The following is a 20,591-nucleotide window of genomic DNA, read 5'->3' as shown; positions in this document are numbered from 1 at the left end:
CGAGAAATCGGCCCCGTTTTGGCGTCATGTGCCCAAATTGTAATCATCTAAAGCATTGCGATTGTTAGGGCCGTTGCTCTCCGGCCACGCTTTTTGGGGAGAACACTTGGATAAGCTGATTACATCTTGTGAACGCCGGTGATTTGCGTCGTTTCTCTCTTCTACGCCGTGGATTCCCGTAACGCGCACCGCGGATGCAGATTTTGGCGGTTGGGCGCGTTCTTGCCCTCGAAAGCAAGAGGGAATTGGCTTCTCATGACGAACACTAGAAAGCTTGCTGCCCTGTGCGGGGCGGTGGGTCTTGCGCTCACAGCGATCTCCGGGACCGCCGCCGCCGACGGGTACGAGGTTGCGGCACCGGCAGCGCCTGCCGACGAGGGCCGCAAGTTCACCTACTCCTTCAACCTGGGTGTCGTGTCGGACTACGTCTTCCGCGGCATCTCTCAGTCGGATAACGACCCGACCATCCAGGGCGGCGTCGATATCGGTTATGGCATCTTCTACGCTGGCTGGTGGGCCTCTGGCGTCGATTTCGGTGGCAGCGCAGCCACCAACGACGCCCGCGTCGAGATGGACTGGTACGCCGGCATCAAGCCGACCTGGCGCGAAGCCACGTTCGACTTCGGCGTGATCTACTACACCTATCCCGGTGAGAGCTGGATCTTCCCGGTCACCGACGGTCCGCAGCTCAACTACGTCGAACTCAAGGCCGGCGTGAGCGGCGAGCTGTTCAAGAACATGGCCACCGGCCTCAACGTCTACTGGTCACCCGATTCCTTCGCCGAGACCGGCAGCGTGTGGACCATCGAAGGCAATGCCGGTTACACCTTCCACCAGATCGGACCGTTCGTTCCGACCATCAACGGTGTGGTGGGCTACGTGACCGGTGGCGACGAATACTCCGCCGCCAACGGCTTCAACAACTACTGGTACTGGAACGCTGGTCTGGCTCTCGCAGTCGACAAGCTGACCTTCGACTTCCGCTACTGGGGCACGGACGCTTCCAACTCGACGTCCAATACGCTCACCTGCATCAACGACTACTGCGACGGTCGCTTCGTGTTCAGCGCCAAGGTTGTTCTTCCCTAATCTACTCTCTCGATACACGACGGAACGGGGCTGGATCACTTCCGGCCCCGTTTTCGTTTTGGCGTGAAAGACTTCCCCTCGGCCCGAGGGTGCGCAATTAACACATTATTCAGAGGTTGTTGCGGGTGTGCCACACAGGCACAGCAAGCGCGAGAGCTGGATCAAATGGAACTTGTGCGGGGCCTGCGCATCAGGCCTTCTTGATCGAAGCCGCAGTGCGGCACGGTGTATGGCGCGTCTATGCCACGAGGGGATGGACCACATGACCGTATCTCGCAAGATCTTTGCACTATGCGGTGTGCTCGCAGCTGCAGCCGCCGCATCCACCGCCGCTCTCGCCGATGGCTACGAAGTCGCCGCTCCCGCGGCGCCGGTCGAGGAAGGGCGCAAATTCACCTACTCTTTCAACATCGGCGTGACCTCGGACTACGTGTTCCGCGGCATCTCGCAGTCCGATAACGACCCGGCCCTCCAGGGAGGCGCCGACGTCTCTTGGGGCATGCTCTATGCCGGTGTCTGGTCGTCGATGGTCGACTTCAACAACGCACCCCCGGCCAACGCCGAGGTGGACTGGTATGGCGGTATTCGCCCCACTTGGCAGTCTCCGCTCGGCGCGATGAACCTCGACTTCGGCTTCATCTACTACTCATACCCGGGCGCCAATCCGGACAACTCTCTGCCTGTTGCCACCGCCGACCCGAACTACTGGGAATTGAAGGCTGGCTATAGCTGGTCGGTCCTGCACCCGAGCCTCGTCACCGGCACCACCGTTTATTGGTCGCCCGAGTACTTCGCCAAGACCGGCTCTGTCTGGACGATCGAGACCATGGCTGCCTGGACGCTGCCGAAGGTTTCCGTCTTCACGCCCACCGTCAACGGCGTGCTCGGCTGGCAGCGCGGTAGCATCAGCGATGGCTACTGGGTCAACGCGATCGCCACCGACAACGAATACTACTACTGGAACGTCGGCCTCGCGCTCGCCGTCGAAGGTATGACCTTCGATTTCCGCTACTGGGACACCAACATCGGTGGCGACGCCGCCAACATCTGCCCGGTCGATACGCTGTGCGATGGCCGCTTCGTCTTCTCTGCCAAGGTGGCGATCCCCTGATCGCCCGCAAGGCCCGACTGAAATCCAAAGGCGGCGCATCGACAGCGCCGCCTTTTCCATTTTATTCGCGCAGCGGCTCACGGAGCGAATCGATAGACACAGCCCTGTCATAAGGCTCCTATATCCGTACGCGTGCTTTTTCGAGTTTGGCCGCCGGCCGTTCCGTTGGGTTGCCAGCGGTGGCCTCGGCAGCCAAGACGCAGGGCACGCCCACAGCCCTCAAACGGCGTGCTCAGCGAGGCCAGGGGCCAGCTTTGCGGCGTTCGCCGGAGACCCGCTACCGGTTAGCGGCGCAAGCTGGCCTCACTCCGCCCGCGCCTTAGCCCGAGATCGGCCGTCGCACCGGGCTTTTCCCCAATCTGGCCGTCTCCTCAGCTTGCGCGATAGCGCCGATCGGCACCATAAAACCCTGTCATAACGATAGCGCCAGGGCCGGCGAGCGTGATCATCATCATCCTTTGCATGACGGCTTTGACCGTCGCCGGAGCCTTTCTCCTCGCCCGCGCCGGCGGCGAGAAGCGCGTCTACTTCGCGCAGGCGCCGGACGGGCCATGCGCCTTCGGCTGCAGTATGGCGTGGCTTGCCGTGCGCAGCGACGACCCGCTCGAGGTTCTCGAGGCGCTGCAACTCGAAGACGCTTCTGCATGCAACTGGAATTCTGGTATCGGCGCCGTCTACGATGACTGGCTGGGCGCAACGCGCGTCTTCGTTTCGCCAGCGGTCGAGGGCTGGGTGTTCGCCGTCGGCCTGTCGCTGCCACATCCGCTCGGCACCGGCTTCGCCGATAAGTGCACGCCGCTCCTCGTCGACCTCGGCAGCCGCTTCTCCGAGACTCAGTATTTCTTCAGCTATCCGCCGATCGATTACTACGCCTGGGCGCGCGTGAAGGATGGGCGCCTCGTGCGCGCGTTCGCCGTCAGCGACGAGGGCGTCGTCTGGAACAAGGGCCGCCCCAGCCGCGAGGAGCGCTCGCTCGGTCTCAAGTTGTTTGAACTGCGTGGCGTGCGTGGCCGCAAAGGCGACGCTGGCGGGGAGATCATCCTCCACCCGACCGAAGATCACGTTCTGCGGCTGGCGAACTCCTGGAGCATCGACCCCACGACGCTGCACGTCTCGCACGCACCGGCGGGATTGGGCTATATCGCAACCGCCCCTTACCGCTGGCGCACCGAGCGCACCCGTAAGGCCGCCTGAAATCTCACGATGTGGAGCTTCGATTAGCGCGGGCCGGCGTCGGCAATGACGGCGATGTCCTCGCGCGTCGATTCGGTGTCGAGCCGGAGAGCAATCCCCTCGCGCGGACAGGCCTGAGCCGCCGTGTAGTTCGCCTCGCGCTTCAGGACCAGGCTGGTGCACTTCCGCGGATCGACGCGGTATACGCTCGGCAAGCTGCCGGTTTCGATATCTGCCGCCACTTCGATCATTTCCTCGGACGCGGAAGCCTCTCTGCCGTCGAGCACCAGCTCCGACATGAACGTCCAGAAGCCGACCGCGTGCCAGAAAACGGCCCCGCTGACGAAGCCGATCGTAGCCCATAAAGCAGCGCCCCGTGCGGGACGGCGGACCGCCGCGGCAATTGCGCTCTCTCCAGCACCCGTCGGTGCCTTGGCCTGCGCCGCCTTCGTTGCCGCTGATCGCATCTCGTTCAGAACCTATCGCCCAGAATCTATCGAAAGAATCATTGCGATAAGTCTGTGGACGAGACGCCGGTGGGGCAAGACGAGCGCCACAATTACGGTGTTGCGCTCGGGCCGATTTCCACAGTCACCGGCCTACGCATCTCTGCGCCGCCCGAACCCTATTGGCGCATCGGTGATTCGATGACTTGCGGACGCGGCAAGCCGCGGTCGCGCTGCGGCGGCATGGGTTTCTTGTCGGACATGATGCCGTCGTAGCGCGTGGAGCGCACCGGCGGCACGTGCAGTTGATTGGAGCGGCACAACTTGCGCTGATCTTCATTCTCACCGCACGCCCGTCCCTTGCCGTCACGCGTCATGCAGATGCGCACATCGCGCAACCGGTTGCCCGCTCCTCCGCACGTGATCGCGATCATGTCCGGCCGCAGCCAGCGATTCTCGCGCAGGAATGCCGCTTCGACATCCCCCGGCGACATGAACTGCGTCTCGTATGGATTCTTGAACTTCTCGGGAATCCGCACGCTGCGAAACAACCGCCGCGACAGACTGTAGTAATTTGCCGGATCGAGACCCGAGCACGTGCCATGCAGCTTGTACTCGTGAATGACCAAGCCGCGCGAAGGCATGATGTCGAGCATGCCGTTGATGACATCGTTGGGAACGAACGGCTTGCGCCCGGTGCGGCACGCCTCCGGATACCCCTTCTGGTACTGCGGCCACAGTCCGTGCAGCACGAACCCGTATCGCAGCCCGTCGAGACGCGCGCACTGCTCGTCATCTCGCCCTTCCTCGGCGGTGACGCAGTGCGTCGGGCTCCACGACATCACCATCGTGTAGTAATCGAAATTGCCCGCGACGTTGTTCTGGCTCGGCTTCTGGTTGAACACCTCGCTCGGCCACGGGACGTCGCGCAGCGACTGGGCGCAAGCGTGCGCGGCCACCAGGCAGGCTAGGCCCGCGATGATGATTGCCCAGACGTTGCGTGCGCTCATCGGATCACCTCAAACGCCCAACTACGCCGCATTTTCGGCGCTCGCAAGGCGTTCGAGGATGCGCGCCCAGCTCCGCGCGCCCTTCTTGAAGCTCGACAGATTGTACTTCTCGTTCGGGCTGTGGATGCGGTCGTCGTCGAGGCCGAAGCCGACCATCAGGCTGTCACAGCCCAGCACCTCCTTGAATGAGGTGACGATCGGGATCGAGGCGCCCGAGCCCATCAGCACCGTCGGCTGGCCCCACTCGTCGGCGAGCGCGCTCGCCGCCGCCTGCATGACTGGCGTGTCCGTGGAGAACGCAATCGCCGTCCCCGTCTGCTTGTGTGAGAACTCCGCCGTGCAGTCTGCCGGCAGGCGCTCCCGAACAAAGTTTTCGATTCCCGTGAGGATCTTGTCGGCATCCTGGCCGGCGACCAGCCGGCAGGTAATCTTCACCGAAGCCTTGGAAGGAATGACCGTCTTGGTGCCAACGCCCTGATAGCCGCCGCCGATGCCGTTGAATTCCAGCGTCGGCCGCGACCACAGCTGCTCCAGCGCCGAGCGATCGCTTTCGCCGGCGGGCTGCTTCAGCCCGACTGCCCCGAGAAAATCCTCAGCGCGGAAGCCGAGCTTGCCCCACTGTTCCTTTTGCGCTGCCGCCGGTTCGCTCACGCCATCGTAGAAACCCGGGATCATGACGCGGCCGTTGTCGTCGTGCATTGCAGCAACGATGTGCGCCAGCGTGCGGATCGGGTTGAGCGCCGGTCCGCCGTAGATGCCCGAATGCAGATCGCGCGACGGCCCCGTCAGCGTCACCTCGATCGCCGCCAGGCCGCGCAGCATCGTGGTGATGGCCGGCGTGTCCTTGTCCCACTGACCCGTGTCACACACGAGCACGCAATCGGCCTTTAGCTCATCGCCGTATTCGGCAAGGAAAGCCGGCAGCGAGGCCGACCCGCATTCCTCCTCGCCCTCCAGCAGCACCGAAACCGAAACTGGCAGCTTGCCGGCGACCGCCTTCCACGCCCGCACCGCGGTGAGGAAGGTCATGAGCTGCCCCTTATTGTCCTCGGCCCCGCGCGCGACGATCACCTGCCCATTGGCGTGGTCCGCCCGCACGATCGGCTCGAAAGGGGGGGATTCCCAAAGGTTGATCGGATCGGCCGGCTGCACGTCGTAATGACCGTAGAAAAGCACGTGCGGCACGCCTGACACGCGTTCGGCCGCGTCATGCGCCAGCACCATGGGGTGCCCGGTGGTAGGCACCACTCGAGCGTCGAATCCAAGGTCGCGCAGCTCGTTTGCGCACCAGTCCGCCGCCTGCTGGCAGCTCCCCTTGTAGGTCGGGTCCGTCGAAATGCTTTCTATGCGTAACAGTTCGAACAGCCTTGCCAGCGCCGCATCGCTCGTATCGTCCAGCGTCGTCAGGACTTGATTCAACTGCTCGCTCATAAGCTCTTCTCCCGGTTGGCGGCCGCCACAGTGGAGCAGCTCAGCTGCTGCGTCAAAGGCGGCTGGAACGCCGGGCCGCGACGGTAGGTTCTCCCTGCGTTGCGGCAGCGCACCTTTAAGGCAAGGCCAGAGGCTGATATGCCATCACACGACGACGGCCAATGCGCAGTAGCGCGAGATAATCCGTCGCGGGGAGCGGACGATATGTCAGACAGGTCTTCGCAGTCCGAGCCCAAGCTCGTCTATGCCTTCGCGGCCGGCTACGTCGACGGCCGCGCCAACATGACGGAGCTGCTCGGCGGCAAGGGAGCCAACCTCGCCGAGATGGCGAGCCTCGGCTTGCCGGTTCCTCCCGGCTTCACCATCACCACCAAAGTCTGCGATGAGTTCTATGCGCTCGGCCGCAAGCTTCCCGAGGCGCTGAAACCGCAGATCGAAAAAGCTATCCGCCTCGTGGGCGATGCCGTCGGCGCCACCTTCGGCGATGTCGACCGTCCGTTGCTCGTGTCCGTACGCTCCGGTGCGCGCGCGTCGATGCCTGGCATGATGGACACCATCCTCAATCTTGGCCTCAATGATGAGACTGTCGAAGGACTAGCCAAGCGCTCCGGCGACCGCCGTTTCGCATACGACAGCTATCGCCGCTTCATCCAGATGTACGCCGACGTGGTACTTGGCGTCGACCACGGCGTCTTCGAGGACATTCTCGAAAACTTCAAGAACCTCAACGCGCTCGGCTCCGACACAGAGCTCACCGCCGAGGATTGGACGCAGATCATCGAGGAATACAAGCAAGCCGTTATCGACAACCTCGGCCGGCCGTTTCCGCAAGACATCTCCGAGCAGCTTTTCGGCGCCATCGCCGCGGTGTTTGGTTCCTGGCAGAACGCGCGCGCCAATACCTATCGCCGCCTGCACGACATCCCCGACAGCTGGGGAACAGCCGTCACCGTGCAGGCCATGGTCTTCGGCAACCTCGGTGAAAACAGCGCCACCGGTGTCGCCTTCACGCGCAATCCTTCGACAGGCGCCAAGGAAATCTACGGCGAGTTCCTCATAAACGCGCAAGGCGAGGATGTGGTCGCCGGCATCCGCACGCCACAGCCGCTGAGTGCCAAGGCGCGCCAGGAAGCGCGCGTGGAAACCCCCTCGCTCGAAGAGCAGATGCCCGGCCTCTACGCGCACCTGGTCGAGGTGTTCGCGCGCCTCGAAAAGCACTATCGCGACATGCAGGACGTCGAGTTCACCATCGAAAACGGCAAGCTCTGGATCCTGCAGACCCGCTCTGGCAAGCGCACTGCCGAGGCGTCGCTGCGCATCGCCGTAGATCTCGCCGAAGAGGGCGTCATCTCCAAGCCCGAGGCGGTGATGCGCGTCAACGCGCCCGCCCTCGATCAGCTCTTGCACCCGACGCTCGATCCCGATGCCGCGCGTGACGTGCTCACCACCGGCTTGCCGGCATCTCCCGGCGCGGCCTCGGGCGAGATCGTCTTCACCGCCGACGACGCCGAGACCGCGCGCGCCCACGGCCATGAAGTCATTCTTGTGCGGCTGGAAACGAGCCCCGAGGACATTCACGGCATGCACGCCGCCGTCGGCATTCTCACTGCGCGCGGTGGCATGACCAGCCATGCCGCGGTGGTTGCTCGCGGCATGGGACGCCCGTGCGTTTCGGGTGCCGGCGCGATGCGCATCGATGCCAAGGCCGGCACGCTCAAGGTCGGTGCCCGTGTCCTCAAGAAGGGCGACATCGTCACCATCGATGGCGGCACCGGTCAGGTGCTCGCCGGCCGAGCCAAGATGCGCGAGCCCAAGCTGTCGGGCGCCTTCGCCACGTTGATGCAATGGGCGGATGCCGAGCGCCGGCTTGGCGTGCGCGCCAACGCCGACACCCCGCGCGATGCACGCCAGGCGCGCGAGTTCGGCGCCGAAGGCATCGGCCTTTGCCGCACCGAGCACATGTTCTTCGAGGCAGAGCGCATCCTGGCCGTGCGCCAGATGATCCTCGCGGACGATACCGCAGGGCGCCGCGCCGCATTGGCAAAAATCCTTCCCATGCAGCGCAGCGACTTCGAGCAGATGTTCGAGATCATGGCCGGGTTGCCGGTTACTGTGCGCCTGCTCGATCCGCCGCTGCACGAGTTCCTGCCCACGAACCCGGACGAGATCCCCGACATCGCTGCCGAGCTCGGCGTCGCACCCGAGCGCCTGAGCCAGCGCGTCTCGCAACTGTCCGAGTTCAATCCCATGCTCGGCTTCCGCGGCTGCCGCCTCGCCATCGTCTATCCCGAAATCCCCGAGATGCAGTCGCGAGCAATTTTCGAGGCGGCGGTCGCCGTTCAGAAACGCACGGGCGCGCCCGTGAAGCTCGAGATCATGGTGCCGCTCGTCGCTTATCGCAGCGAGTTCGACATCCTGCGCGACGTCATCGCCCGCACCGCCGCTGCAGTCGAGAAGGACTGCGGCACCAAAATCGACTATTTGCTTGGCACCATGATTGAGCTGCCGCGCGCGGCTCTGCGTGCGGCCGACGTGGCCGAAGGTGACGCTGGCGCTGCATTCTTCTCGTTCGGCACCAACGATCTCACGCAGACGACGCTAGGTTTGAGCCGCGATGATTCCGGCTCGATCCTGGAGGACTACGCGGCAAAGAAGATCTTTGCCATCGACCCGTTCGTCTCGATCGACATCGATGGCGTCGGCGAGTTGATCCGCATCGGCGTCGAGCGCGGGCGCGCCGCCAAGCCCGGCTTGAAGATCGGCATCTGCGGCGAGCACGGCGGCGACCCCAAATCGGTCGCGTTCTTCAACAGCATCGATCTCGATTACGTGTCCTGCTCGCCCTATCGCGTGCCCATCGCGCGCCTTGCTGCGGCGCAGGCAGCGATCAACGCGCGCTCGGGCGGCAAAGCGGAAATTGACCAGCGCTGACTAGAAGCTGTGGTTCTCGTCGGCGTCGAGGCGCGGCTGACGCGGGCGCGGACCTTGATGCTTCGGCACCACCAGCAGCACGAGCACGAGCGGCGGGAGAATGAAGCACCACGCGATCCACGCGGAATAGTCGCGGTTCTTCACGCCTGCGAGCAAGCCGCCCGCTATGCCGGAGGCGAGCGCAATGCCGCCCCAAATGACGATTCCGCGAAGAAAATCCATGTGGTCCTCCCTTGAGGACAAAAGCCGTCCATGTGGGTGTTTGCGCAGCAACTGTGGCGAAATCAAGCGCCCGCAGTAGCCTTCTACGACTGTGCGTTAAAGTCGAGGCCGATGTCGAGCACCGGAGCGGAGTGGGTGAGGGCTCCGACCGAGATGAGATCGACGCCGGTTTCGGCAATCCCGCGCACGGTTTCGAGTGTCACACCGCCGGAAGCTTCTGTGATGACGCGTCCGGCGACCTCTGCAACTGCAGCTTTCAACAGGGCAGGGGGCATGTTGTCGAGCAGCAGGGCGTCGGGCGCATACTTCAGTGCCTCGTCAACCTCATCGAGGTTTGTCACCTCGATCTCGACCTTCACCATGTGACCGGCATGCGACCGCGCGCGCTCCAGCGCCGCCCCGATGCCGCCCGCGGCTATGATGTGATTGTCCTTGATCAGCACCGCGTCGAACAACCCGAAGCGGTGGTTTACGCCGCCGCCGCAACGCACCGCGAACTTCTCAATGGCGCGCAGCCCCGGCGTCGTCTTGCGCGTATCGATGATGCGCGCCTTTGTGCCGGCAACCGCAGCAACGTACTTCGCGGTCAGCGTGGCAATGCCGCTCATGTGCCCGAGAAAGTTCAGCGCCGTGCGCTCGCCCGTCAGCAGCACGCGCGCATCGCCCGAGACGCGAGCGATAACGCCGCCGGCTTCCACCTTGCCGCCATCACCGACCACGACTTCGAACTCGGTAAAGGGATCGAGCGTCTTGAAAGCGGCTTCGGCGAGCTGCACGCCTGAAACCACGCCCGCCTTGCGTGCCGCGATGACCCCCGACGCGCGCGTCCCGTGCGGCACCGTCGAAACCGTGGTGACATCACCGCCAAGGCCAAGGTCCTCGGCCAGCGCCTCCGCCACTGCCTTGTCGACGACAGAGGAGGGCAGGTGCAGGCCAGCCATCGCGTCGCTCATCGCGCCGCTCCCGCCTGCCACTCCCACGCACTCGGCAGTCCGGCATCGCGGCGCACGCCGATCTCGTCTACGTCGTCGAGGGTGAGGAATGTGCGCTGCGCATAGGCATCGCTCACCTCGGGGAAGTCGCTGCGCGCCTGCGCACCGCGGCTCTCCTCGCGCAATAGCGCGCCCGTCGCCACGAAGCGCGCGGCCAGCGCCATGTTGGCGAGCACACGATCACCGCCCGCCTGACGTTCGATATCCCGCAGCACGGCGATTGCCTTCTTGAGAGCGCGCGCATCGCGCACCACGCCGACATGCTCGCTCATCGTGCGCCGCAACCGCGCAACGAGCGGCCCACGCATTGCCGAATGATCGGCACTGATGCTGCCGACCCGTTCGAGCGCTGTCCGCGTCATATGCCGGCCGTTGCTTGCCATGTGGCGGATGTCGGCGGCGACCCTGTCGGCGAACACGACGGCTTCCAGAAGCGAATTGGATGCCAGCCGGTTCGCGCCATGCAGGCCCGTCGAAGCAACTTCACCCACGGCCCAAAGCCCCGCGACGCTCGAGCGCCCGCGCGAGTCGGTGGCGATGCCACCCATGTGGTAGTGCGCGGCAGGTGCCACTGGAATGAGCTGCTTTGCCGGATCGATGCCAGCCGCCTGGCACAAGCCGTAGACGGTTGGAAAGCGGGCAGCGAAGCTCTCGCCGATCGCCGCGCGGCAATCGAGAAATGCCCCGCGCCCGGCCGCGATCTCGCTGAACACCGAGCGCGCCACCACATCGCGCGGCGCAAGCTCGGCGCGCGGATCGACCGCCGCCATGAAGCGCTCGCCAGCCGAATTCACCAGCGTTGCGCCTTCGCCGCGCAGAGCCTCGGTAGCCAGCGGCGCCGGATCGATGCCGATGTCGATAGCCGTCGGATGAAACTGCACGAATTCCGGATCGGCAATGACTGCGCCGGCGCGCGCTGCCATGGCGATGGATTCACCGCGCGCATACGGCGGGTTGGTCGTCACCGCATAGAGTGCGCCGATGCCGCCCGTCGCGAGAACCACCGCGCTGGCGGGAAAGTACTCGTAGATTTCCTTGTTGCCTTCGCCGACGCGCACGAGACGCACGCCCTCGACGCGCCCATCGACGACGATGAGATCGTCTGCCTCATAGCCTTCCAGAACGCGGATCGACGGCGTTGCCCGCACCTTGGCAACCAGCGCATCGAGGATTTCGCCGCCCGTGCGATCGCCTGACGCGTGCACCACCCGGCGCCGCGAGTGCGCAGCCTCCTGGCTCAATGCAAAATCGCCGTTGGCATCGCGATCGAATGGCACGCCATAGCGCACCAGATCGGCGATGCGCGCTGGACCTTCAATGGCAACGAAGCGCGCCACATCCGGATCGACCGTACCGGCGCCAGCGGCCAGCGTATCGGCTGCATGCAGCTCGGCGGCGTCATTGCGCCCGACGGCAGCGGCGACGCCTCCCTGCGCCCAGCCCGTCGATGCGCCCTGGCCCAGCGGCGCCGCCGCGACCACAGTCACCGGCATCGGCGCCAGCTGCAGCGCCGTGAACAGCCCGGCAAGGCCCGCGCCGACGATGATCACATCGCCGGCCGCTCCCAGCGGCTCATCACCGGCAGGGCGGAACGCGCGCGCGTCGAATCTGGATTTCGATGCAATAGGCATTCGATATCGTCCAAGGCGGGTTGCGGGGGCCGGCGGCATGGGCCGCCGGCAATTGCCTCAGTTGGTGAGGTTGATCATGCGCTCTACGGCGCGGCGCGCCTTGACGGCGACGGCTGGATCAACCGTGACCTCGTATTTCATGTCGCGCAGGGCCTCGTAGATGTTCTGCAGGCTGATGCGCTTCATGTGCGGGCACAGATTGCACGGCCGGATGAACTCTACGTCCGGAGCCTCGACCGCAACATTCGACGCCATCGAGCATTCGGTGATGAGCGCCACTTTGCGCGGCCGGTTGCTGGTGACGTAGTTGATCATCGCGGCAGTCGAGCCGGTGAAGTCGGAGGCAGCGATCACGTCCGGCGGGCACTCCGGATGCGCGATAACCTTCATGCCGGGATCGGCGGCGCGCATGGCCGCGATGTCCTCGGCGGTGAAGCGCTCGTGCACCTCGCAGTGGCCCTTCCAGGCGATGATCTCGACCTTCGTCTTCGTCTGCACGTAGCGGGCGAGATATTCGTCCGGGATCAGCAGCACGCGCGGTGCGCCGAGGCTCTCGACAACCTTCACCGCGTTCGACGAGGTGCAGGTGATATCGCACTCTGCCTTCACCGCCGCCGACGTATTGACGTAGGTGACGATCGGCACGCCCGGATAGGCCTCGCGCAGCATGCGCACGTCCTCGGCCGTGATCGACTCGGCAAGCGAGCAGCCGGCCTTCATGTCCGGAATGAGAATCTTCTTGTCCGGGCTCAGCAGCTTTGAGGTCTCGGCCATGAAGTGCACGCCGGCCTGCACGATGACGTCGGCCTCGGTGCGTGCTGCTTCACGCGCGAGCTGCAAGCTATCGCCGCGGAAATCTCCAACGCAGTTGAAGATCTCCGGCGTCATGTAGTTGTGCGCCAGGATGACGGCGTTGCGCTCTTTCTTCAGCTCGTTGATCGCCTTGATCAGCGGCGCGTAGGCGGGCCACTCCATCGGCGTGATCACGTGCTGAACGCGCGCGTAGAGCGGCGCCATCTCGGCGGCGAGCTCCGGCGTGAACTCCGGCAGCGGCCGTGCCTCGGGGGCCGGCGCAGGGCGCGGGCGGCGGGCAACGGCAGGTCGGACGTCGAGCGTATCCATCATGTCTCCCCAAGTCTCCCCAAGACAGCTATGCTCACTTTGAGCATAAACGGGCCATCTAAAGAGCCGGCACGGGATTGGCCGGATGTTAGGTCATATAATGCTCTTTTTGAGCACTCCAAGGGTGATGAAAGATTACTTCATCAAGCCGTCTGTGACCACATAAGAGTTAGGACTTGCGCGCGTTTCAGCTCCGCATCGCGCGCAACCGTCATACGGCCTTTAGAGCAACGTCTCAGACCTTGCCCGGTTTCACGCGCACGCCGGGAGCAGGACGCTCCATCAACACTTCGCGGCGGAAACGATAGAGCTTTGCGGGCCGTCCGCCCGTGCGCATCTTCACATCGCCGGTGGGCTCCACCAGCCCCGCGCCTTCGACCAGCCGGCGGAAGTTCTGCTTGTGCAGATGCGGGCCGAGAATGGCTTCGACGGTGCGCTGCAGCTCGAACAGCGTGAAGTCGTCCGGCATCAGCTCGAAGATCACCGGGCGATATTTGATCTTTGCGCGCACGCGTCCGATCGCCGTCGCGAGAATGCGGCGGTGATCGTACTGCATCGGCACGCCAAGCCGCGGTCGCTGGCTCCACTGACGTGCAGCATCGCGTCCGTCCCTCGCCGCCTCTTCGATGAGGCCGGCTTCGTAGAGCAGCTCGTAGCGTTCGAGAACTTTTTCCTCGTCCCACGCCGCGCCATCGAGACCGAAGCAGATGCGCACACGCTCCTGGCGGCTGACGGGCTGCGGCACGCTCGTGCGCTCACTGGCCCACTCTCGCAGCCTCGGCTCCATCGTCGCTTCGAGGATTTCCGGTCGGCCGCGCCGCCAGTCCTCCCACGGGAAGTAGTGATACCAGCTGCGCCAAACGCCGTGCTGCATCTCCATCGACGGCTTCACCTGCGTAAGCGCCAGGTATCCGATTGACACGACATGCGGGCTCAAATCGCCCGGTTGCGCATGGCGTCCGCGGTCGCCGAATGTGTAGAGCTGCTCGGCGTATCCCAGTTCCAAGCCGGCCTGCCGATGTACCCAAGCGCGCAGGCCACTTTCCAGTGTCCTGTGCTGCAACGGGGAGAATGGTCCGAACGGAAGCCCGTCCGTGGCACCCGCGGAATCGGCTTCATGCCGGATGACTAAGACCACCGGCTCGTTACCGGTCACCGCAACGATCGCCGCGTTGAGGCCGATCTCGACCGGCGCGGTGCCCGCTTCGATACTGGGTTCTGGTTCGCTGCTCACTCGGGCTGTTGATTCCCTGAGCTGTCCGTAGGCCATGGCTTCCTCCAGTGAGTGGAGACCCCCGGCCGGAGGCTTGACGCGGAACATGGCGCTTTTCCGACGTCTTCGCACTCCGCCGTGCAATCGCCGGGACAACGCGCAATACTCAGAAAGGTTCAATCAAAACTCTAAATCGAGCGAGAAATTTTTCTTGAGCCTCGTTCGCGGGCAGTGGAGTAAGGGCCGATAGCGATACTGCAGTGGCATCGGGCAGCAGCCCGCCTGGTTCGCCGAAGTAGATGACCGCTTCGTTTTCCTCGAACCCGGCGAGCCGCGTCGCCTCGAAAAATGCTGCAACTCGGTCACAAAGTTTGATCTCGTACTGAACGTCGCTCGGCAGCTCTTCAGGGATTCCGAAGCGCGCATGGATTGCTGCAAGTAGTCGCAGCTCGAAGGCTTTGTAGTCGAGACCGATGGCGGTCTTGAACGGACTGATGAGGTCGCCCACGACATACTCCGGCGCATCGTGCAGCAGCGTCGCCAGCATCCAGCGCCTGTCCCACTCCAAATTGCGTGCTGCCGCGATCTCTTCGACGACGAGGGAATGCTGCGCCACAGAGAACGCGTGCGCGCCGATCGTCTGCCCATTCCAGCGCGCGACGCGTGCCAGTCCGTGCGCAATGTCTTCGACTTCGACGTCCGACGGCGAAGGATTGAGCAGATCGAGGCGCCGCCCCGACAGCATGCGCTGCCACGCGCGCTTCGGCTTTTGCATATCGTTCACTGAGGTCACGGGTATCAGGCTTTGTGCTGTAGCTTCGAGCACGCATCATAGCGGAAGCAGCCGACGAGGTGATCGTTGACCATCCCGGCCGACTGCATGAAGGCGTAAACCGTTGTCGGCCCGACGAAGCGGAAGCCCTCCGCCTTCAGCGCCTTTGAAATGCGTTTGGACACATCGTCCTGTGCAGGGATCTCCGTAATCGTCTTGGCGCCGCGCTGCAGCGGCCCGCCCTCGCCGAGGTGATCCCACAAGAGCTTCTTCAGCGTCGTTCGCTCCCGTAGTTTCAGGTAGGCGCGCGCGTTATCGATCGTGGCCTCGATCTTCGCCCGGTTACGCACGATGCCCTCGTCCGCCATCAGCCGCGCGATGTCCTTCGCATTGTATTGTGCAATGCGCTCGGCATCGAACTTGTCGAACGCGCGCCGGAAGTTCTCACGCTTGCGCAAGATGGTGATCCAGGAAAGACCGGCCTGGAAGCCTTCCAGCACCAGCTTTTCAAATATCGCGCGATCGGTCTTCAGCGGCACGCCCCATTCGGTGTCGTGATACCGCTGATACTCGGCGTCGTTGCCAGTCCACGGGCACCGCACCACGGAACCACCCGGCGACGTTGTCATGCGGGCGATCCCGCCGGCTTTGCTTCGAGCGAGAAGGTCGCCCACGCGGGGAGCTCGACGTTCACCTCGACATCGCCCGCGCGCACGCTCTCGCCCTTCGCTTTAAATTCCGCAACACGGTCGATACGGATGTCCGCAAGCCCGCGGTTGCCGGCAGTCGATCCGAGCTTGCCGATCTCGACGCCACCCGCAGTGATCGGCACCCCCGGATCGGGCAACGCACTCGCCGCCACCACCGGAACCACCCTGCGTCGCGCCAGCCCGCGATGCTGCATCCGCGCGACCACTTCCTGGCCGACAAAGCAGCCCTTTTTGAACGATACGCCTTGGAGCTGGTCGAACAGCGCCTCGTGCGGGAAGGCATCCCCGAACGCATAGTCACGCCCGCCTTCCGGCACGCCCAGCCCGATGCGGTGCGCGTGGTATTCGTCCTGCGTGGCGCTGTCACAAGTCTCCCCGCCGAGCGCCCAGTCCGAACGCAACGTCGTCATCTCGCGATAGCCCATTCCGGGCAGGCGCGGGTCGGCGAACAGCAGCGGCGGCTTGCCGTTGCCGTGCGGCGCATATTCGCCGCCCCAGATCGCCGCAACCGTATAGTCGGCGGAAGCATCCAGGATTTCGACCTTGGAACGCAGCTTATACATCTTAAGCCGCTCCACGAGTTCGCCCGCCTTGCTGCGCGCAACCTCGAGGCAGAAGCCCTCGGGCGTGGCGACTACAAAAAAGTCGAACAGAATCTTACCTTGTGGCGTCAGCAGACCGGCGTAGAGGGCCGGCTGCTTGTCGATCAGCGCCATATCGTTGGTGACGAGACCCTGCAAAAACGTGCGGGCATCCTCGCCCGCAATGGTGACGGCGCCCCGGTCGGGCAGCAAAGCGATCTTCGTATCGGCCATAGTTTCCCCGCTCCGGTTGCGTCCGGCGATTGATTTACGTATGCGGGGCTAAGTCCAGAGGCAAGGCGCCATAGTGTACGCCGAGGAGATAAAATGGCATCGACGTTCGACCTCCTGCTGAAGGGAGGGACCCTCGTCAATCATGACGGCATCGGCGTGCGGGACGTTGCCATTCGCGGCGGACGCATTGCTGCAATCGGCGAGATTGATCAAAGCCTTGCCGGTGAGATCATCGACGCCAAAGGCCTCCACGTGCTGCCCGGTGTCATCGATACGCAGGTGCATTTCCGCGAGCCGGGCCTGGAGCACAAGGAAGACCTCGCAACCGGATCGCGCGGCGCCGTCCTGGGTGGCGTCACCGCCGTGTTCGAGATGCCCAACACCAAGCCGCTGACGACCACGGCAGAACGCCTTGCCGACAAGGTGTCGCGCGCACGCAATCGCATGTTCTGCGACTTCGCCTTCTATGTCGGCGGCACACGCGAGAACATCGACCAGATTCCGCAGCTTGAAAGGCTGGAAGGCTCGGCCGGCATCAAAGTGTTCATGGGCTCCTCGACCGGCGACTTGCTGGTCGATGACGAAGCCTCGCTCGACCGCATCATCGGCGCCCTTCGCCGCCGCGCCGCGTTCCATTCCGAGGACGAGGCGCGCCTCATTGCGCGCATGGACGTGCGCCGGCCCGGCGATCCATCCTCGCATCCCGAATGGCGCGACGAGGAAGCCGCTATCATCTCCACGCGCCGCCTCGTCCGCCTTGCAGAAAAGCATAAGCGCCGCGTCCATGTGCTGCACGTTTCGACCGCTGCTGAGATGGCCTTCCTCGCCGAGCACAAGGATTGGGCCAGCGTCGAGGTGACGCCCCATCACCTGACGCTCGTCGCCCCTGAATGTTACGAGACGCTCGGCACCTATGCGCAGATGAACCCGCCCGTGCGCGATGAGCACCACCGCCGTGCGATCTGGGAAGGATTGGCCGCCGGCGTCGTCGACGTGCTCGGCTCCGATCACGCCCCGCACACGCGCGAGGAAAAGGACCATGCCTATCCCGCATCGCACTCCGGCATGACCGGCGTGCAGACGCTCGTCCCCATCATGCTCGATCACGTCAACGCTGGCCGCTTGTCGCTAGAGCGCTTCGTCGACCTGACGAGTCACGGCCCGCAGCGTCTGTTCGGCATCCGCGGCAAGGGCCGCATCGCTGTGGGCTATGACGCCGACCTCACCGTGGTAGATCTCAACCGCGAGGAAGTCATCGTCGATGAGCAAGTCGCAAGCCGCGCCGGTTGGACGCCGTACCATGGCAAGCGCGTCAAAGGCTGGCCCATCGGCACATTCGTGCGCGGCCGCCGCGTCATGTGGGATGGCGAGATCATCGGCCCCGCACACGGCGCTCCCGTCGGCTTCCTCGAAGGCGTCTAGCTACAGCGGATCGCCCCAGCGATTGTAGCGGTAGCGTGCATAGGGATTGTAGCCGCCGCGGTATCGTCCATAGCGGTCATAGCGCGGCTCGTATCCTGGATCGGCGTACGGATCTTCGTCGCGTTCCTCCGCCGCATATGGATCAGCATCCGGCTCCGGTTGGGCCGATGCACGCTGCGGAGCCGGGCGCGAAGCCACCGACTGCGCCGGCAGATGCTTCACCACTGTTACTTGCGTGCCGACGTCGGCGAGAGAGGCCAGATGCAGCACATGCTCGTTCATCATGCGGAAGCAGCCCGATGACGCCGCTCGCCCGATGCTCTTCGGATCATTGGTGCCGTGAATCCGGTAGAGCGTATTGCCGAGATAGAGCGCCATTGCGCCGAGCGGATTTTTCAGCCCGCCCGTCATCTTGTTCGGGAGCCGCGGATCGCGCGCGATCATCTCCTTGGGCGGATGCCAGTCGGGCCATGCCTGTTTGCGGCTGACCGTCTCCGTGCCAGTCCACGAGAATCCCTCACGCCCCACCGAGATCGGATATTGGTAAGCCTGCGTGGGCGACAGCACGTAATAGAGCATGCGCCCCTCGCTATCGATGACTATAGAGCCCACAGGGTAGCTGCTGTTGAATGCCACTTTCGGCGGCGCTGCTGGAGCTATTGCCGGGCGCGCACCGCCGCTGCGCGTGATGGGTGAGCGCCGCTCCGCGCTGTTACCCCAATCGTCATAGCTGTCGTTACGCCACTGCTGGCGACTGCGCGGTTGCTGCTCCCAGAACGGTCTGCGGCCGTAACTGTCCCACTGGCCATACAACTGGGCACTCGCGGGCGTTGTCTCACCGATGGCGATAAACGCCGCGGCTGCGAGGGCGACGCGCGAAATCATAAGCAAATCCCTCCGGTTGCTGCGCCCTTACATCTGGGGGCAGCGCCGCGCATGACAAGCGATAGGAGGTAAAATTGATTGTGAGCCGCGCTATGGCGACGCCTGTCGGCTTCCTCGCAGGCGGCTCGACGACCGTGCACGGAAGCGGTCTACCGAAGCCACGCGATAGGGACGCCGCGAACAACATGTCATCATCAAACGCGCATCGCACCAAAGCAGCTGTGGGCTTCAAGTGCGAGCCCGGTGGCTACGGAGCCGAACGCATCGCCTTCGACGATGCGGGCATTGGGGAATGCCCCGCGCAACGTCGCAAGCAGCAGAGGTATTCGCGACGAGCCGCCGGTCAAAAACACTGAGCCGATGGCATCGGCGGTAACGTTGCTCTGACTCAGTGTGCTTCTAATCGCCTTATGAATTTTGCCGACCTGGTCGGCAATAGCGCGCTCAAACTGCTTCCTCGTGATGTTGAGCGGCGCGATGCCAGCGAGCTTCTGCAAATCCATCGCCACGACGTTTGCGGAGGAGAGCTGGATCTTGACGTCCTCGACGGCGGTCAACAGCGCGTGACCCCTCCTGTACTCCAGAACCTTGAGTAGCCGGTCGAGCTTTTCGGGCTCGACCATATCGCGGCGCACCTGGCGAATGTCCGCGAAGAGCTTCGGATCATAGAGGAAGTTGATGCGCTGCCAGGTGGCAAGGTCCTGGTACCACCACGACGGTGTTTCCATGTTCTTGTGGCGAAGCTTGGCACCAAGCCCAAGATCGGGAAGCACGGCATCGAGCTCAAGGCGACGGTCGAAATCGGTGCCACCGATGTGCACGCCCGAATAGGCGAGAATGTCGGACTTGCGGTCCGGCTTGCCGCGCCGGTGAGGAGAGACGCGGACGATGGAGAAGTCCGAAGTGCCGCCGCCGATGTCGACGACCAATGCGAGCTCCTCGCCGCCCACTTGGCGTTCGTAGTCGAGGGCAGCGGCGATGGGCTCGAACTGGAATTCGACGTGCTTGAAGCCTGCGAGCTGCGCGGCCTGCCGGAGTTGATCCTCTGCGTTTCTGTCGGCCTCCGGGTTCTCGTCCACGAAAAACACAGGCCGGCCCATGACGACGGACGACGGCTCGTCGGCAGCTTTGCGCACGTAGCTCAGGAAAAGCGAGATAATCTCATCGAACCGGAGCCGCTTGGCTCCAACCTGCGTTTGCTCGTGGATGAGCGATGATCCGAGTACCGATTTCAGCGAACGCATCAGGCGCCCATCCTCGCGCTCCAAGTAGCGGGAGACGGCATCGCGGCCGAAGGTGATACTTGCGTCCTCGAAGCTGAAGAATACTGCGGTGGGGATTGAAGCGCGGCCCTCCTGCAGGGGGATCAGAGAGGGATGAGCTTCCGCAGCGTGGCCGATCGCGCTGTTGGATGTGCCGAAGTCAAGGCCGCACGCGCCGGAGGCAGGTGTCACAATGGCTTCCTATGAGGATTTGGAGGTGCCGCAGGCGGTCCGCGAGGACACTTCATGGGCGAAGATAGACGCGCGACGCGCCCCGGGGTGCATGGGTTAGCAAGTTAGGAGGACGGCTACAAGTTGTTGCTTCGGGCGAGCTTGTCGGTCAGACGAACCTTT

18 protein-coding genes are annotated in these 20,591 nt (G+C 63.9%); 5 read left to right on the top strand and 13 right to left on the bottom strand.

The window, feature by feature from the left end:
- Nucleotides 1–255: 255 nt before the first annotated feature.
- From NDB2M4_RS14270 to NDB2M4_RS14260, 3 genes are all read left to right on the top strand, one after another.
- Nucleotides 256–1,089, top strand: coding sequence for a TorF family putative porin (locus tag NDB2M4_RS14270; protein ID WP_072376206.1), 834 nt, complete (start codon nt 256–258; stop codon nt 1,087–1,089).
- 262 nt (nt 1,090–1,351) lie between these two features.
- Complete coding sequence (locus tag NDB2M4_RS14265; RefSeq protein WP_072376388.1) at nt 1,352–2,200, top strand: TorF family putative porin; 849 nt, start codon at nt 1,352–1,354, stop codon at nt 2,198–2,200.
- A gap of 441 nt (nt 2,201–2,641) precedes the next feature.
- Nucleotides 2,642–3,394, top strand: a complete 753-nt coding sequence (locus NDB2M4_RS14260) for a hypothetical protein (RefSeq protein WP_072376204.1) — start codon at nt 2,642–2,644, stop codon at nt 3,392–3,394.
- A gap of 23 nt (nt 3,395–3,417) precedes the next feature.
- Here the strand turns inward: NDB2M4_RS14260 and NDB2M4_RS14255 are convergent, their stop codons facing one another.
- The 3 genes from NDB2M4_RS14255 to NDB2M4_RS14245 form a co-directional block, all read right to left on the bottom strand.
- Nucleotides 3,418–3,840, bottom strand: coding sequence for a hypothetical protein (locus tag NDB2M4_RS14255; RefSeq protein ID WP_072376202.1), 423 nt, complete (start codon nt 3,838–3,840; stop codon nt 3,418–3,420).
- Between the two features lie 158 nt (nt 3,841–3,998).
- The gene (locus NDB2M4_RS14250; RefSeq protein WP_072376200.1) at nt 3,999–4,829 is read right to left on the bottom strand and encodes a ribonuclease T2 family protein; all 831 of its coding nucleotides are present in this window, start codon (nt 4,827–4,829) and stop codon (nt 3,999–4,001) included.
- A 21-nt stretch (nt 4,830–4,850) separates the two neighbouring features.
- Complete coding sequence (locus NDB2M4_RS14245; RefSeq protein WP_072376198.1) at nt 4,851–6,260, bottom strand: dipeptidase; 1,410 nt, start codon at nt 6,258–6,260, stop codon at nt 4,851–4,853.
- A 204-nt stretch (nt 6,261–6,464) separates the two neighbouring features.
- On the opposite strand from NDB2M4_RS14245, the gene ppdK reads away from it, so the two are divergent.
- Entirely contained in the window at nt 6,465–9,191 is a 2,727-nt protein-coding gene (ppdK, locus tag NDB2M4_RS14240; protein ID WP_072376196.1) for a pyruvate, phosphate dikinase, read from the top strand.
- Here ppdK and NDB2M4_RS14235 read toward each other — a convergent pair whose 3' ends face one another.
- The 8 genes from NDB2M4_RS14235 to NDB2M4_RS14200 all read right to left on the bottom strand — a co-directional run bounded on the left by NDB2M4_RS14235 (nt 9,192) and on the right by NDB2M4_RS14200 (nt 16,668).
- Nucleotides 9,192–9,413 (bottom strand): hypothetical protein, encoded by a 222-nt coding sequence (locus tag NDB2M4_RS14235; protein WP_072376194.1) that lies wholly within the window; start codon nt 9,411–9,413, stop codon nt 9,192–9,194.
- 83 nt (nt 9,414–9,496) lie between these two features.
- Nucleotides 9,497–10,366 (bottom strand): carboxylating nicotinate-nucleotide diphosphorylase, encoded by an 870-nt coding sequence (nadC, locus tag NDB2M4_RS14230; protein ID WP_139247293.1) that lies wholly within the window; start codon nt 10,364–10,366, stop codon nt 9,497–9,499.
- Nucleotides 10,363–12,036: an L-aspartate oxidase gene (locus NDB2M4_RS14225; protein ID WP_072376192.1), complete on the bottom strand. Its 1,674-nt coding sequence runs from the start codon at nt 12,034–12,036 to the stop codon at nt 10,363–10,365. The genes nadC and NDB2M4_RS14225 overlap by 4 nt, the downstream gene beginning before the upstream one ends.
- Nucleotides 12,037–12,093: 57 nt before the next feature.
- Complete coding sequence (gene nadA / locus NDB2M4_RS14220; protein WP_072376190.1) at nt 12,094–13,161, bottom strand: quinolinate synthase NadA; 1,068 nt, start codon at nt 13,159–13,161, stop codon at nt 12,094–12,096.
- Between the two features lie 232 nt (nt 13,162–13,393).
- Entirely contained in the window at nt 13,394–14,428 is a 1,035-nt protein-coding gene (locus NDB2M4_RS14215) for an NUDIX hydrolase (RefSeq protein ID WP_244536182.1), read from the bottom strand.
- 109 nt (nt 14,429–14,537) lie between these two features.
- Nucleotides 14,538–15,146: a YfbR-like 5'-deoxynucleotidase gene (locus tag NDB2M4_RS14210; RefSeq protein WP_072376188.1), complete on the bottom strand. Its 609-nt coding sequence runs from the start codon at nt 15,144–15,146 to the stop codon at nt 14,538–14,540.
- A 23-nt stretch (nt 15,147–15,169) separates the two neighbouring features.
- Complete coding sequence (locus NDB2M4_RS14205) at nt 15,170–15,772, bottom strand: DNA-3-methyladenine glycosylase I (RefSeq protein WP_072376186.1); 603 nt, start codon at nt 15,770–15,772, stop codon at nt 15,170–15,172.
- The gene (locus NDB2M4_RS14200; RefSeq protein WP_072376184.1) at nt 15,769–16,668 is read right to left on the bottom strand and encodes a CAF17-like 4Fe-4S cluster assembly/insertion protein YgfZ; all 900 of its coding nucleotides are present in this window, start codon (nt 16,666–16,668) and stop codon (nt 15,769–15,771) included. Before NDB2M4_RS14200 ends, NDB2M4_RS14205 begins: the two co-directional genes overlap by 4 nt.
- A gap of 93 nt (nt 16,669–16,761) precedes the next feature.
- Here NDB2M4_RS14200 and NDB2M4_RS14195 point away from each other — a divergent pair, with 93 nt between their 5' ends.
- The gene (locus NDB2M4_RS14195) at nt 16,762–18,090 is read left to right on the top strand and encodes a dihydroorotase (protein WP_072376182.1); all 1,329 of its coding nucleotides are present in this window, start codon (nt 16,762–16,764) and stop codon (nt 18,088–18,090) included.
- Here NDB2M4_RS14195 and NDB2M4_RS14190 read toward each other — a convergent pair whose 3' ends face one another.
- Nucleotides 18,091–18,975, bottom strand: a complete 885-nt coding sequence (locus NDB2M4_RS14190) for a L,D-transpeptidase (RefSeq protein ID WP_072376180.1) — start codon at nt 18,973–18,975, stop codon at nt 18,091–18,093.
- A gap of 194 nt (nt 18,976–19,169) precedes the next feature.
- A complete protein-coding gene (locus NDB2M4_RS14185) occupies nt 19,170–20,429 on the bottom strand; it encodes an Hsp70 family protein (protein ID WP_072376178.1) in 1,260 nt (419 codons plus the stop codon).
- Nucleotides 20,430–20,591 lie beyond the last annotated feature (162 nt).

It is taken from the genome of Hyphomicrobium sp. NDB2Meth4 (assembly GCF_900117445.1).
Classification (GTDB): domain Bacteria; phylum Pseudomonadota; class Alphaproteobacteria; order Rhizobiales; family Hyphomicrobiaceae; genus Hyphomicrobium_A.
Note: the sequence above shows the minus strand (reverse complement) of the source record. Positions and strands in the feature narration are given on the sequence as shown.

Excerpts from the sequence above, each read along its gene's own strand:
- NDB2M4_RS14245 (WP_072376198.1), bottom strand. The coding sequence starts at position 6,260 with ATGAGCGAGCAGTTGAATCAAGTCCTGACGACGCTGGACGATACGAGC.
- NDB2M4_RS14190 (WP_072376180.1), bottom strand. The coding sequence starts at position 18,975 with ATGATTTCGCGCGTCGCCCTCGCAGCCGCGGCGTTTATCGCCATCGGT.
- nadA (WP_072376190.1), bottom strand. The coding sequence starts at position 13,161 with ATGATGGATACGCTCGACGTCCGACCTGCCGTTGCCCGCCGCCCGCGC.
- NDB2M4_RS14210 (WP_072376188.1), bottom strand. The coding sequence starts at position 15,146 with ATGCAAAAGCCGAAGCGCGCGTGGCAGCGCATGCTGTCGGGGCGGCGC.
- NDB2M4_RS14270 (WP_072376206.1), top strand. The coding sequence starts at position 256 with ATGACGAACACTAGAAAGCTTGCTGCCCTGTGCGGGGCGGTGGGTCTT.
- NDB2M4_RS14200 (WP_072376184.1), bottom strand. The coding sequence starts at position 16,668 with ATGGCCGATACGAAGATCGCTTTGCTGCCCGACCGGGGCGCCGTCACC.
- NDB2M4_RS14235 (WP_072376194.1), bottom strand. The coding sequence starts at position 9,413 with ATGGATTTTCTTCGCGGAATCGTCATTTGGGGCGGCATTGCGCTCGCC.
- NDB2M4_RS14225 (WP_072376192.1), bottom strand. The coding sequence starts at position 12,036 with ATGCCTATTGCATCGAAATCCAGATTCGACGCGCGCGCGTTCCGCCCT.
- ppdK (WP_072376196.1), top strand. The coding sequence starts at position 6,465 with ATGTCAGACAGGTCTTCGCAGTCCGAGCCCAAGCTCGTCTATGCCTTC.
- NDB2M4_RS14255 (WP_072376202.1), bottom strand. The coding sequence starts at position 3,840 with ATGCGATCAGCGGCAACGAAGGCGGCGCAGGCCAAGGCACCGACGGGT.
- nadC (WP_139247293.1), bottom strand. The coding sequence starts at position 10,366 with ATGAGCGACGCGATGGCTGGCCTGCACCTGCCCTCCTCTGTCGTCGAC.
- NDB2M4_RS14215 (WP_244536182.1), bottom strand. The coding sequence starts at position 14,428 with ATGGCCTACGGACAGCTCAGGGAATCAACAGCCCGAGTGAGCAGCGAA.
- NDB2M4_RS14205 (WP_072376186.1), bottom strand. The coding sequence starts at position 15,772 with ATGACAACGTCGCCGGGTGGTTCCGTGGTGCGGTGCCCGTGGACTGGC.
- NDB2M4_RS14250 (WP_072376200.1), bottom strand. The coding sequence starts at position 4,829 with ATGAGCGCACGCAACGTCTGGGCAATCATCATCGCGGGCCTAGCCTGC.
- NDB2M4_RS14265 (WP_072376388.1), top strand. The coding sequence starts at position 1,352 with ATGACCGTATCTCGCAAGATCTTTGCACTATGCGGTGTGCTCGCAGCT.
- NDB2M4_RS14195 (WP_072376182.1), top strand. The coding sequence starts at position 16,762 with ATGGCATCGACGTTCGACCTCCTGCTGAAGGGAGGGACCCTCGTCAAT.